This window comes from Sediminivirga luteola (assembly GCF_014639315.1).
Classification (GTDB): Bacteria; Actinomycetota; Actinomycetes; order Actinomycetales; family Brevibacteriaceae; genus Sediminivirga; species Sediminivirga luteola.
Window position 1 is genome coordinate 163,379 of record NZ_BMFY01000003.1, and the last position, 11,924, is coordinate 175,302.

The 11,924-nt window shown below is 68.2% G+C and carries 12 protein-coding genes and 1 tRNA gene; 7 read left to right on the plus strand and 6 right to left on the minus strand.

What is annotated here, in order from left to right:
* The first annotated feature begins 6 nt into the window (after window positions 1-6).
* Both IEW13_RS04190 and IEW13_RS04195 read left to right on the plus strand, forming a co-directional pair.
* The gene (locus IEW13_RS04190) at window positions 7-1,146 is read left to right on the plus strand and encodes a DNA alkylation repair protein (protein ID WP_188549680.1); all 1,140 of its coding nucleotides are present in this window, start codon (window positions 7-9) and stop codon (window positions 1,144-1,146) included.
* 116 nt (window positions 1,147-1,262) lie between these two features.
* A complete protein-coding gene (locus tag IEW13_RS04195) occupies window positions 1,263-2,396 on the plus strand; it encodes an MFS transporter (RefSeq protein ID WP_188549681.1) in 1,134 nt (377 codons plus the stop codon).
* A gap of 149 nt (window positions 2,397-2,545) precedes the next feature.
* On the opposite strand, the gene IEW13_RS04200 is transcribed toward IEW13_RS04195, so the two are convergent.
* The 3 genes from IEW13_RS04200 to IEW13_RS04210 all read right to left on the minus strand — a co-directional run bounded on the left by IEW13_RS04200 (window position 2,546) and on the right by IEW13_RS04210 (window position 6,402).
* Window positions 2,546-4,387, minus strand: coding sequence for an L-lactate permease (locus tag IEW13_RS04200; protein WP_188549682.1), 1,842 nt, complete (start codon window positions 4,385-4,387; stop codon window positions 2,546-2,548).
* 148 nt (window positions 4,388-4,535) lie between these two features.
* Window positions 4,536-4,964, minus strand: a complete 429-nt coding sequence (locus tag IEW13_RS04205) for a GlcG/HbpS family heme-binding protein (protein WP_188549683.1) — start codon at window positions 4,962-4,964, stop codon at window positions 4,536-4,538.
* A gap of 19 nt (window positions 4,965-4,983) precedes the next feature.
* A complete protein-coding gene (locus tag IEW13_RS04210; protein WP_188549684.1) occupies window positions 4,984-6,402 on the minus strand; it encodes an FAD-binding oxidoreductase in 1,419 nt (472 codons plus the stop codon).
* A gap of 496 nt (window positions 6,403-6,898) precedes the next feature.
* Here IEW13_RS04210 and IEW13_RS04215 point away from each other — a divergent pair, with 496 nt between their 5' ends.
* Both IEW13_RS04215 and IEW13_RS04220 read left to right on the plus strand, forming a co-directional pair.
* Complete coding sequence (locus IEW13_RS04215; RefSeq protein ID WP_188549685.1) at window positions 6,899-7,228, plus strand: hypothetical protein; 330 nt, start codon at window positions 6,899-6,901, stop codon at window positions 7,226-7,228.
* Between the two features lie 334 nt (window positions 7,229-7,562).
* Window positions 7,563-7,635, plus strand: a tRNA-Arg gene (locus IEW13_RS04220).
* A 33-nt stretch (window positions 7,636-7,668) separates the two neighbouring features.
* On the opposite strand, the gene IEW13_RS04225 is transcribed toward IEW13_RS04220, so the two are convergent.
* Entirely contained in the window at window positions 7,669-8,325 is a 657-nt protein-coding gene (locus IEW13_RS04225) for a hypothetical protein (RefSeq protein WP_188549686.1), read from the minus strand.
* A gap of 245 nt (window positions 8,326-8,570) precedes the next feature.
* Here IEW13_RS04225 and IEW13_RS04230 point away from each other — a divergent pair, with 245 nt between their 5' ends.
* From IEW13_RS04230 to IEW13_RS04240, 3 genes are all read left to right on the plus strand, one after another.
* On the plus strand, window positions 8,571-8,909 hold the full coding sequence (locus IEW13_RS04230) for a 4a-hydroxytetrahydrobiopterin dehydratase (RefSeq protein WP_188549687.1): 339 nt from the start codon (window positions 8,571-8,573) through the stop codon (window positions 8,907-8,909).
* A gap of 99 nt (window positions 8,910-9,008) precedes the next feature.
* On the plus strand, window positions 9,009-9,560 hold the full coding sequence (locus IEW13_RS04235; protein WP_188549688.1) for a dihydrofolate reductase family protein: 552 nt from the start codon (window positions 9,009-9,011) through the stop codon (window positions 9,558-9,560).
* Window positions 9,561-9,653: 93 nt separating this feature from the next.
* Complete coding sequence (locus IEW13_RS04240) at window positions 9,654-10,505, plus strand: Fpg/Nei family DNA glycosylase (protein ID WP_188549689.1); 852 nt, start codon at window positions 9,654-9,656, stop codon at window positions 10,503-10,505.
* A gap of 22 nt (window positions 10,506-10,527) precedes the next feature.
* Here the strand turns inward: IEW13_RS04240 and IEW13_RS04245 are convergent, their stop codons facing one another.
* Both IEW13_RS04245 and IEW13_RS04250 read right to left on the minus strand, forming a co-directional pair.
* A complete protein-coding gene (locus tag IEW13_RS04245; RefSeq protein ID WP_188549690.1) occupies window positions 10,528-11,505 on the minus strand; it encodes an SRPBCC family protein in 978 nt (325 codons plus the stop codon).
* 28 nt (window positions 11,506-11,533) lie between these two features.
* Window positions 11,534-11,878 carry an ArsR/SmtB family transcription factor gene (locus tag IEW13_RS04250; protein ID WP_188549691.1) on the minus strand — a complete coding sequence of 115 codons (345 nt, stop codon included), beginning with the start codon at window positions 11,876-11,878 and terminating at the stop codon, window positions 11,534-11,536.
* Window positions 11,879-11,924: the final 46 nt, after the last annotated feature.

Genomic DNA, 11,924 nt, shown 5'->3' on the forward strand with positions numbered 1-11,924 from the left:
GCGCCGATGCCATCCGCCGATGACCTGCTCGGCAGGGAGGTCGCCGAGGCGCTGGCCCGGTCGATCCGTGATGCCGCGCCGGGACTGGAGGTGCGATCGCTTTCCGCTGCCGCGGGCGGGCTGGGAGATCTCTCGCTGCGGGAGCGGGCCGACTGCCTGCGGGACGCTCTGCTGGCCGACGTCCCCGGTGACTACCAGGCGCTCGCGCAGGTGGTGCGTGCCGCGGGCCGGGTCTCGGGTGAGTTCACCGGCTGGCTGATCTGGCCGGTGACCGGTGCCGTGGCGTCCAGGGCGGTCCAGGAGGGCACGGCGGAGGCGTTCGACGACGCGATGGACGTGCTCGCCGAACTCACGCACAGGCTGACCGCCGAGTTCTCGGTCCGGCCGTTGCTGCGTCACGATCTGGGGCGCGGGCTGGAGATCGTCCGAGGATGGACGCAGTCGGAGGACGAGCATGTGCGCCGTCTCGCCAGCGAGGGAACCCGGCCCTATCTGCCCTGGGCGGTGCGGGTCCCGGCGCTGACGGCGAATCCGGGCGTGACGATCCCGGTGCTGGACGCGCTCTACCGGGACGAGAGCGAGTATGTGCGCAGGTCGGTCGCCAATCACCTCAATGACCTCAGCCGCGATGTGCCGGACCTCGTGGTCCGGACGGCCAGGGGTTGGCTGGCGGCACCTGCCGAGACCACGCCATGGGTGGTGCGGCACGGCCTGCGCACCCTGATCAAGAAGGGCCACCGCGGGGCCCTGGAGCTGCTCGGCTTCGGCGGTGCCTCCGTGGAGGTCGACGGCCCTGTCGTGAGTCCGGTGGCCGTTCCCTGGGGCGGCAGCGTGACGTTCACCGCGGAACTGCGCAACACCGGTGCAGAGCCGGCTCGCCTGGCCATCGACTATGTCGTCTACCACCGTAGGGCCAACGGTGCGCAGAGCCCGAAGACGTTCAAACTGACCACGCGCACCCTGGGCGCGGGGGAGTCGGTGACCGTCGAGCGGCGTCATTCGTTCCGTGCGATCACGACGCGCCGCTACTACCCGGGACCCCATGCGCTCGCCCTGCAGGTCAACGGAATCGCCACCGAGCCGGTACCGTTCGAGCTGCTGGCTCCGCCCGCCTCGCCGGACGTGGCACTGGAACGGTTGACCTGAGGGCGGACGGGACGGGGGTACGGGCCGTCGGGTAGTGGAGCAGCACGGCGCCCAGTACCGGACTATGGAGTACAACGTGCATCGCGCACTCCCTGCTGTGATCGAGGTGAAGTCTTATGCGGGCCCGCGTACCGGTGATGGCGCTGACGGCGGCGGCGTCGGCGGGCGTCGCCATCTTCTTCACCCTGTACTCGCTGATTCCTGTGACGCGGGGCGAGGAAGCAGGACTGAGCAGCCTGTTCGCGGGAACCATGATGGTGTTCGTCATGGGCGTCCAGGTCTTCACGCCGGCACTGGTGCGCCGCTTCTCGCTCCGCGGCGTCTTGATCGCCTCGCTCCTCGTGCTCGCGGCGGGGGCGCTCCTGACCGGCATCGCCTCCGGGACCGCGGCGTTGCTGGCCGGTGCGGTCGCCAGCGGTTCGGGCTTCGGCGTCCTGATCGTCGCCGGGGCACAGGGGGTCGCGCTGCTTGTTCCGCCCGGCAGACTCGGCCGCGCTCTGGGAACGTACGGGCTGGTGACGATGGCTTCCTCGGCGCTGGGATCGCCGGCGGGCCTGCACATCGCGCTGACGTTCTCTTCGCAGGTGTTCGGGGTGTGCGCTGTGGCCGCGGGCCTGATCGCCGCAGTTGCCTCCCTGGGTGTGCCCCCAGGCGTCGGTAAAGCCGGGACAAGCACCCCTGCCTCGGCGAGTGGGCCCCGCGGGGTGCCGGCACTTGTCTCGGGCGCGCCGTGGCTGGTGCTGGCCGTCTTGCTGGTGGCAGTCGTCCTGCTGTCCCACGGCCTCTCCAGCCTGCCTGTGCTGGCCGCGGCGCACGGCAGTGCCGCCGTTACGGTGTTCGCCGTCCAGGTCGGCAATGCCCTGGGCCGTGGCATCGGCGGCGAACTGGAGGCGAGGATCACGACGCGGGCGACGTTGATCGCGGGGGTGCTCCTGCTGGCTGCGGGCGGGGCACTCGGAGTGGCGACCGGCGGGCAGGGCGCCGTGATCACCGCCGGAGCGCTGATCGGCCTGGGCGTCGGGATCGTGCAGACGGTCACGCTGCACACTGCGATGCGGCGCATGGACTCCGGCCGCGCCTCAGTCGTGTGGAACCTCGCCGTCGACGGCGGCCTGTGGGCCGGAGGCGTCCTGTGGGGCATAGCCATTGCCTCGGGCTTCGTCGTTGCCGGGGCGCTCGTCCTTTCTGTTCTTCTGCTCGGTATCACCGCGGTGGCCGTGCTCCGGCTCCCAGGTCACGGTGACCGCTGAAAACGCCGCGTTGCGATGTGTGCGGGGGCGCCGGGAAGTTGCGAGCCGCGACGGGGTCGGTGAGCACGTTCCGCCGGCCGCTCACCCCTCATGCGCGGGCGGCCTTGGCGAGTTCCCACACCAGCGCGGGGTGCAGGCAGGGCGGATGCTCAGCGTTGTGTGGGCGGCCGGAGGGCCCGGGCGTCGCCGCGGCGTACGGCCCAGAACCCCAGCCCGATCAGTCCGGCGATCAGGAGGATGAGCGCGCCGGTGCCGATGTTCAGGCCGAAGCCGTGGATGGCCAGGTAGGCGACGGACCCGGCGGCGATGCAGTAGTACAGGGTGATCCACGCCGTCTTGCGGATGATGTCGCCCTCCCGGTTGAACAGTCCCACGGTGGCAGAGGCGGCCACGATGTTGTGGATGGCGATCGGGTTGCCGCCTGCGCCGCCAGCTGCCTGGGCCGCCACCACGGTCTCAGGGCTGACGCCGATGGTGTTCGCCGTGGACCACTGGAACTGGGCGAAGGTCAGGTTGGCCAGCGTGTTGGAGCCAGCCACGAATGCGCCGAGGGCGCCGATGAAGGGCGCGAAGAACGGCCAGCTGTCTCCGGCCATGGTCGCCACGCCCTGGGCGAGGACCACGGGCATGGAATCCAGGCCGGATTCGTTGCTGCCGGATTGGATGAGCACCCGGACCATCGGAACGGCGAACAGCAGGGCCACCGCGGTAGCGGCGATCTGCCTTCCGGAGACTTTCCAGGTCTCGGCGATCTGGGTGCCGTTCATCCGGTAGATCAGGTAGGCGATCGCGGAGACGAGGATCATGATGAATCCGGGGGAGTAGAACAGGTCGACATCGGCGTTGATGCCCTCCACCCCCAGGATGTTCTGGAAGGACAGCCGGGTGATCCCGGGATTGGTGAGGAACGCGGTCAGCGGGTCGATGATGCGGGTCATCACCAGCAGCGCCGCCAGAATCACATAGGGGGACCAGGCGCGCACCAGAGTCATCTTCGGTGCCTCTCCGGTCTCCTTCACCTCGCCCGGGGCGATCCGCCCCATCCAGCGTTCCTCCCAGGCTGAGCGCGGACCGAAGTCGAAGGTCTCCTTGGGCATCAGGAATCCCTTCGAGGAGGTGAACATGACCAGGGTGAGACCCACCAGCCCGCCGATCAGGGAGGGGAACTCCGGGCCGATCAGATAGGCCACGGTCACCGAGGGAATCGTCATCGCCAGTGAGGCGTAGACGGCGAAGGGCCAGACCTTCAGTCCCAGCGCGAAGTTCCGCTTCTCGCCGAAGAACCCGGTCAGCAGGCACACCAGCAGCAGCGGGATCAGGATCCCGACCGCCATGTGGATCAGCGCGGTCTGGAAGCCGATGCCGGCCACGTACTCCGGGTAGGTCACGCCCAGCTCGCCGATCCGCTCTTGCATGCCCGGCGAGTTCTCACCCATGCCGTTGCCCACACCGACCACGATGGGGGTGCCCACGGCGCCGAAGCTGACCGGGGTGGACTGGATCATCAGCCCCACCGAGACGGCCGCCATCGCGGGGAACCCCATGGCCAGCAGCAAGGGGGCGACCACGGCGGCCGGGGTCCCGAAGCCGGAGGCGCCCTCGATGAAGCTGCCGAACAGCCAGCCGATGATGATCGCCTGTATCCGCCGGTCGGGGGAGATGTGGTTGAACCCCGCTTTGATGCGGTCCATGGCCCCGGAGACGGTCACGGTGGAAAGCAGAAGCAGGGCGCCGAAGACGATGTAGAGCAGCGTCGCCGCCACGATGAGGCCTTCGAGAGAGGCTGCCACCAGGGCCGTGGGCTGCATCTCCCAGACTGCCCAGGCGATGCCCAGGGCTACGACATAGCTGAGCGGCATCGCATATTTTGCGGGCCATCGGAAACCGGCCAGCAGAATGCCGGCCAGAAGGATAGGTGCGATGGCCAGAAGACTGAGGACTGCCAAGTTATCCACGGTGATAACTGTCCTTTCACAGCGGGAGCTCTCCATTGAGCCCCGGGGATATGTCCTGTGTCATAAAAACGAGTGCGGCGCACGCCATGCGTGTGGAGGCAGGGTGCGTGAGCGATGGCGTGGTTGTGCGCAACCGGCATTGCCGGGCCTCACCGATCAGGAACCTCCTTCACCGTCATCCTCATCAAGCCTCCCCGGTCGAGGCCGCCCCCATGGCCTCCAGCACGGCGGCTGCGACCTTGGCGTCCTCAGCCGGAGGTCCGCCGGCGACTCCGAGGCCGCCGATGAGCACATCGTCGATCACGATGGGCACGCCCCCGGGGATGCGGGTGAGCAGCCCTCCGGTGCCGTTCTCCAGGGCTGTGGCCAGCTCCGGCAGCACCTCGGCGCTGGGCTTGCGGGTGGAGGCCGCGGTATTGGCCTTGCGGCGGGAGGTCTCCACGCTGTGCGGTGTCATGCCGTCGGCGCGGCCGTAGGCCACCAGGCTCAGTGCCGGGTCCACCACGGTCGCGCAGAGCTTGAGTCCGCGCTCGGCGCCGATGTCGATGGTCAGCTGGACGGCCTCGGCGGCCTTGGCGTAGGTGATGACGGGGATGGTGGTGTACGCGGACACTGGCGGGCTCCTTAAGGGTTCAGGGCGTCTGGCTGGTCTGCAGAGCGGCGGGATCCAGGACAGCACCCGGGTTCAGGATGTTCTCCGGGTCCAGCGCCTTCTTGATGCGGTGGTTGAGGTCCAGGGCGTCCTCGCCGATGTAGTCGGCGAGCCAGGGGCGCTTCAGGCGGCCCACTCCGTGCTCGCCGGTGATGGTTCCGCCGAGTTCGATGGCCAGGTTCATGACCTCGCCGTAGGCGGTGTGGGCGCGCTGCTTCTGATCTGCGTCGGTCGGGTCGAAGACCAGCAGCGGATGGGTGTTGCCGTCGCCGGCGTGGGCGATGACGGCGATGACGATGTCGCGGTGCTGCGCGATGGCGGCGATGCCGCGGACCAGATCGCCGAGCCGCGGCAGCGGTACCCCCACGTCCTCCAGCAGCAGGGCGCCCTTTCGTTCCACGGCGGGGATCGCCATGCGCCGGGCGACCACGAAGGCCTCGCCCTCCTCCGGGTCGGCGGTGTAGAACACTTCGGTGGCGTTGTTCTCATGGCACAGCGCCTCGATCTGCTCGATCTCCTTGGTGGCGAACTCCGCAGGCTCATCGGACTGGATGACCAGCATGGCCTCGGCCTCGCGGTCCAGGCCCATCTTGGTCGCGTCCTCCACCGCATTGATGGTCGGGTTGTCCATGAACTCCAGCATCGAGGGACGCATCTTCGAGGAGATCGACAGGATGGCGTTGGTCGAGTCGTCCAGGGTTTTGAAGGTGGCCACCAGCGTCGTCGGCGGGCGCTGTGCGGGGACCAGCCGCAGTGTGATCTCGGTGATCACGCCCAGGGTTCCCTCGCTGCCGATGAACAGCTTGGTCAGGTCCAGGCCGGCCACGTCCTTGACCGTGGGGCCGCCGAGCTTCACGGCGCGTCCGTCGGCGAGCACTACCGTGAGCCCGAGCACGTAGTCGGTGGTCACCCCGTACTTCACGCAGCACAGCCCGCCGGCGTTGGTGGCGATATTGCCGCCGATGGAGCAGAACTCGAACGACGACGGGTCCGGGGGGTACCAGAGCCCGTGCTCGGCGGCCGCGGCCTTGACCTCGGCGTTGAAGGCGCCGGGCTGGACGACTGCGGTGCGGGTGAGGGGGTCGATGCGAATGTCGCGCATCCGCTCCAGGGAGAGCACGATCCCGCCGGTGACTGCGGTCGACCCGCCGGACAGACCGGAGCCGGCACCGCGGGGCACCACCGGGATGCCGCGGGCCGCGGCGAAGCGGATCGTCGCCTGCACGTCCTCGGTGGTCCCGGCCCGGACCACGACGGCAGGAGTGCCGGCGTCCGGGTCGTTGGCCCGGTCCCAGCGGTAGTTCTCCACGGTGGCGGGGTCCGTGACCACGCGATCGGCGCCGAGGGTTTCGATGAGTTCCTGGAAGGACTGCGTCTGGGCAGTGGGGGTCTGGGCCATGGTCTGAGCCTCTCTGCTCGGATACTGACGCTTCAGGCTGCGGCGGAGCAGTGCCGCTTCATCTGGTGTACACCGTACCAGCGAAAGTCCGGTATGCGGAGTGGTCAATCCGCATCGTGGAATTTGTGCCGGTTGATAGCCCCTGCCGATGGGCGTGCTGGGCGTGCTGTGGGTCGTTATCCCCAATGGGAAGGTAAGCATTGCTGTGTGGCGTTACCCGTGCGTAGTATCGTCGAGCATCTACGTGGGACGGGAGGAAATGCCGAGTGCGGCGATACTGGGCCAAGCATCCGAAGAAGGAGCTGGAGGCCCTGCTCGGGGAGTTTCACGAGGCAGGTTGGCGCATCGAAAACCCGAAGCGGAAGTACTACCGCGTGAAGTGTCCGTGTGGGGAACACAAGAAGTCGGTCCACATTTCGCCCAGCGACCCGAACTACGTGAAGAACACGCTATCGTGGCTGTATCGGCAGCCCTGTTACCAGGAGGGGAGGCGTTGATGAGCGTTCTGTTCATGAGGAGAACCTTCGCCACCGCGGGCGTCACTGCTGAGAACTCGGATGAGATCTTCGACAGCCTTGTAGATGAACTAGAGGCCCTTGAAGAGTCGAACGAAGCGCTCCAAGAGGCCACCGTCACGTTTGAGCTGGACCAGGACCGCGTGGCCTTCGAGGTGTATGTTGACGCGCCGGACGGTGATTACGAGGCGGCTGAGATTGTGGCGATGTCATGCATTCGCTCCGCGCTCCACGCTTCAGGTGGTGGAACACCTGGCTGGGAGGACTACTTCCAGCTTTCACACACGGAGTCCACTGTCACCGCCGTGTGAGCGGACAAGTTCGAAAGTGCCCCGGAGAGTGATCTTCGAGGCACTTTTGTCGTTTGGACCGGTTGTGGGGCAGGCGCCGCTTGCTACCGAGTGGTTGCAGGGCTTCGGGCGGGGCGCTGGGATTCACGAGGTCGCCGAGAGCTCGCGTACATCGGAGGCCGCCTCCGGGCGCCAGTTGGCAGTTCACGCGGCCACCCTGCCGCTGCATACGTTCTCGTCAGCGCGGAAGCGTGCAGTCAGGTCAACTGCTGTGTGGCGGTAACGGCCGCGTGGTGCGTTGCTCGACGTGGTCATGGTGGTTCCCGCCGCCGGTGGATATAGTTGCTGTGGTCTTGCCCCCGTAGCTCAATGGATAGAGCAACGGCCTTCTAATCCGTAGGTTGCAGGTTCGAGTCCTGCCGGGGGCGCTCAGTGCCGCAGTGAGTTTTTGGATGCCGCGTTCAGTCGCCGCCGTGTACGACCTCGCCGCCACCGGGCGCCGGCGTCACCACGGTGGGGTCGGTCAGTTCGACGACGACGGGGGAGTCCGGCAGGCCTGGAACGCGCCAGACGCGAGCAGGCGCACCGGCTCCCGGAACCTGCGACTGCAGCAGATAGTCGCCCGCCCGCGGGAATGGCCGCCATGCGGCCGCGACCTCACCACCGGGGAACACGGCCGCCGGTAAACCGGTGACCCGCACCCGGAACAACGAGACCTGACCCTCGTCGGTGGTGCGGACATCCCGGTCCGTCACCGTCCCGGCGAAGCGACGCGCCCGCCTCCCGTGGTCCCGCCACAGCTCCTGCGCGTGCCGCTCGCTGCGTGCGGAGGCCGCGAGATGCATCAGATACGGCCCTCCGATGACGACCCACGGCACCAGGAAGACCGTCAGAGTCAGCGCGGTGTCCAACCGGATCTGCGGGGAGAGCCATGCCCAGGCGACGAGGCCGGCGATGCCGATGCTTCCCGTCGCTGCCAGAAGGTGGAGGACGGTACGAGTCCGCGCGTTCATCCGTCGCCGGTACCGCAAGCTCTCCGGAGCCTCGCGGCCCGAGCCTGGCCCGTCCAGATGCGCCACATGATGCCGTGGGACTTCCGCCCACCAGGGGACGTCCATGCCCGCAGCGTATGCGGGCGTTCCCAACGCCGCGAAGCCCGGCGGTGAACATTTCCGGGACGGGGCATGAAGACCGCGCGACGGGAGAAGCCGCACCCTACCCGGGAGCGCGTTGTGAAGACGTGCCGCCTGCAGGTGGCCGCCGCGCGCCTGTCAGAGTGACACACACGTACTTGTGACGGACGGCAGCAGGGCGCAGACTCGAAGAACGAGAGCACGGTGGCGAGCACATCCGGGGAGGCGCCATGACCGGCGATGCACACGAGGCAGACGAGACCGCACCGACCTCGCGGGAGGATCTGGACGCGGCGGGGCTTCACGACTGGGCCGTGCAGGCGGGAATGCTGCGCACCCGCCTGGCCACGGGAGACTTCGCCACCGGCCTGAGGCTGGTGAACCGCATCGGTGCTGCCGCGGAGGCAGCCGGTCACCACCCCGATGTGGACCTGCGCTATCCGCACGTCGACATCGGCCTCATCAGCCACGACGCCGGAAAGCTGACCGCCCGGGACACGAGCCTGGCACGGGAGGTCAGCGCGATCGCGGCCGAGGAGGGCATCGGCGCAGCACCTCCGGAAGACTGAGCGCCCCTTGGGAGGCTGAGCACCCCCAGAAGACTGAGAGCCCCGGAACGCAGCGCGCCGCCGGAGCGATGCGTGGCGGCGCGAGTACCCTGAGGAACCATGGGCCGCATCATCTTTGACACCGCGACGACTCTCAACGGCTGGATCGCCGATGAGGAGCACTCCCTGGAATGGCTCTTCAGCGTTCCCGTAGGCGAGGCTCCCGCACCGGAACTCGCGCCGCCGGATGCGGCCGTGACCGTGATGGGGTCGAGCACATACGAATGGGTGCTCCGCCAGGAGGGCATCCTTCAGGCCCCGGAGAAGTGGCAGACCGCGTTCGGCTCGCGGCCCGTGCTCGTGTTCACCAGCCGGGAACTCGCGATCCCCGCCGGCGCCGATGTCCGCCTCGTCTCCGGCTCCGTCGACGCTCATCTCCAGACCATCCGGGACCTGGCCGGGGACGGCGATGTCTGGGTCGTCGGCGGCGGGGACCTGGCCGGCCAGTTCGCCGATGCCGGCGCCCTCGACGAGGTGCGCCTGTCCATCGCCCCGGTCGCCTTGCCGGCGGGTGCGCCGCTGCTGCCCAGGAAGATCCTCTCGGACCGGCTCTCCCTGCGCGAGGTCAGCCAGGTGGGAGCCTTCGCCCGGCTCATCTACGAGCTGCGCTGACCTGCGCCGACCTGTCGGGAATGGCCGCGGGAAACCTCCGTGGGCAGGCGGCCGGGCCCTTGCCCGTGCGCGCTCTCTGCGTAGGATCAAGGCATGCCGGAACTACCGGAAGTGCATGCGCTCGCCGTCGACCTGACCTCCCGCCTGGCCGGCCAGGCCATCGACAGGCTTGAGGTGCTGGCCTTCCAGGCGCTCAAGACCACCGACCCTCCCGTGACCGCACTGGCCGGGCTCACCGTGCGCGAGGTGAGACGGCACGGCAAGTTCCTCGACATCGTCGCCGGGGATCTTCACCTCGTCGTGCATCTGTCCCTGGCCGGGTGGATCCGCTGGCGGGAGCACGCACCCGCCCCCTCGGCCTCTCGCCGCAGCACGGTGGCCGCCCGGCTGGTCCTGGACGGCGGCTCCGGCATCGACATCACCGAGGCGGGCACGCGTAAAGCACTCGCCCTGCATCTGGTGCGCGATCCGCAGGACGTCCCCGGCATCGCCAAGCTCGGACCCGACGCCCTGGAGGTCGACGAGGCGGACTTCGCGCAGATCCTCGCCTCGGCCGGCCGCACCCGGATCAAGAACCTCCTGAAGAAGCAGCAGCTCATCGCCGGGATCGGCAACGCCTATTCCGACGAGATCCTGCACGCGGCGCGGATGTCGCCGTTCCAGCTCGCGGCAATGGAACCGGAGCAGGTCTCACGTCTGCACGCCGCCATGCGTGACACCCTCCGCGGCGCCGTGGAACGGGCCGAAGGGCAGCCCGCGAGCGAGCTCAAACGGGAGAAGAAAGGGGCGATGGCCGTGCACGGGCGCTTCGGCGAGTCCTGCCCGGTCTGCGGGGATACCATCCAGCAGGTGGTCTACAGCGATTCCACCTTCCAGTACTGCCCGACCTGCCAGACCGGCGGCAAGAAGCTGTCCGACCGGGGTATGGACCGCCTGCTCAAGTGAGCGCCACCCACCCGGCGTCTGATCAGGTCCCGGCCAGGACCTCGGACTCCAGGCGGGCGTAGCTGGTCTCCATGCCCTCGGTCATCCCGGTGCCCAGGACGGCCTCGCGCATCTCGGCGCTGGCGTAGGTGATGACCAGGGTCAGCAGGGTTCCGCCCTCCACCGGGGTGAGGGTCTGCTCGTTGAGCGCGGGCGGACCGTCGATGCCCTCCATCGCCTCCGTGGCCACCTCCCGGTGCGGTGGTTCGGACTCGCGGATCTCACCGGTGAGGGCGAAACCGTTCTCCCCGTTGGCGTCGGCCCAGGCGTACCGGTAGGTCTGCCCCACCTCCGTGGCCATCTGGCAGTCGGTGAACTGCCAGCCATCGGGTCCCAGCAGCCAGCGCTGAAGCAGCACCGGGTCGTGGTGAGCCTGCCAGACCTGCTCGGGCGTGCCGCGGATGATGCGGCTGATGCGCACCTGCGTATCCCCGAGCAGCTGGGCGTCGGTGCCGCGGCTCGCGGCGAAGGAAGCGAGGTCCGCCAGAACGGCGTCGATCTGGCCCATCGCGGCCTTGGTCCCCTCCTCCATGCCCATGCCCAGGAGCTGCTCGAGTTCCTCGGCGGAGTTGAAGTACGTCGTGGTGACCAGCCGGGAGCCTTCCGTGGTGTCCTCGAAGAGGAACACCATGCGCATGGACGGAAGCTCGGTATTGGGTGTGCCGTCCTCACCCAGGAATCCGTCGAGGACCTCAAAGGCGCGGCCATGGTCCACGTTCAGGTATTCCCAGTACCCGCCCGAGCGTTCGCCGTCGGGACCGGACATGTAGTACTTCGAGCGCCCGCCCGGGTAGAGATCGTGCCGGGTGAAGGTCGCCGGCCATCCCGGCGGGCCCCAGAACTTCTCCAGCTGGCGGGGATCGGCGTAGGCGTCCCAGAGCCGCTGAACCGGCACGGCGAAGTCGGCGACGATCGTCATGGAGAGGGCTTCGGGATCTTTGTCGATTGAGGTGACGGGCATGGCGGTGCCTTCCTTCTTCAGCGGGGGATCACTCTTCGTTGAGGAGCGCGTCGAGCCGCGCGATGCGGCCGCGCCAGATCTGCTCGTAGGCGTCCAGCAACTGCTGGATGCGCCGGAGAGCATCGGGATTCCCACGAACGAGGCGTTCCCTGCCCTTGGGGTGCTTGGTCACCAGACCGGCCCCCTCCAGGACGGCGACGTGCTTCTGCACGGCGGCGAAGGACATCTCATACGCGGTGGCCAGCTGTGACACCGTCGCCTCCTCGGTGAGGGTGCGGCGCACGATGTCGCGGCGTGTGGCATCGGCAAGGGCGCGGAACATCCGGTCGACCTCGTCGTCGCTGAGGCTGCGCTGCGGAGAATTTACAACCATATGGTTGTATGTTAGGCGCTGGGATGGCCGCGGTCAAGGCCTAGGC

Coding starts and splice junctions, on each gene's coding strand:
- IEW13_RS04190 (WP_188549680.1), top strand. CDS start 7: ATGCCATCCGCCGATGACCTGCTCGGCAGGGAGGTCGCCGAGGCGCTG.
- IEW13_RS04195 (WP_188549681.1), top strand. CDS start 1,263: ATGCGGGCCCGCGTACCGGTGATGGCGCTGACGGCGGCGGCGTCGGCG.
- IEW13_RS04200 (WP_188549682.1), bottom strand. CDS start 4,387: ATGGAGAGCTCCCGCTGTGAAAGGACAGTTATCACCGTGGATAACTTG.
- IEW13_RS04210 (WP_188549684.1), bottom strand. CDS start 6,402: ATGGCCCAGACCCCCACTGCCCAGACGCAGTCCTTCCAGGAACTCATC.
- IEW13_RS04215 (WP_188549685.1), top strand. CDS start 6,899: ATGAGCGTTCTGTTCATGAGGAGAACCTTCGCCACCGCGGGCGTCACT.
- IEW13_RS04225 (WP_188549686.1), bottom strand. CDS start 8,325: ATGGACGTCCCCTGGTGGGCGGAAGTCCCACGGCATCATGTGGCGCAT.
- IEW13_RS04230 (WP_188549687.1), top strand. CDS start 8,571: ATGACCGGCGATGCACACGAGGCAGACGAGACCGCACCGACCTCGCGG.
- IEW13_RS04235 (WP_188549688.1), top strand. CDS start 9,009: ATGGGCCGCATCATCTTTGACACCGCGACGACTCTCAACGGCTGGATC.
- IEW13_RS04240 (WP_188549689.1), top strand. CDS start 9,654: ATGCCGGAACTACCGGAAGTGCATGCGCTCGCCGTCGACCTGACCTCC.
- IEW13_RS04245 (WP_188549690.1), bottom strand. CDS start 11,505: ATGCCCGTCACCTCAATCGACAAAGATCCCGAAGCCCTCTCCATGACG.
- IEW13_RS04250 (WP_188549691.1), bottom strand. CDS start 11,878: ATGGTTGTAAATTCTCCGCAGCGCAGCCTCAGCGACGACGAGGTCGAC.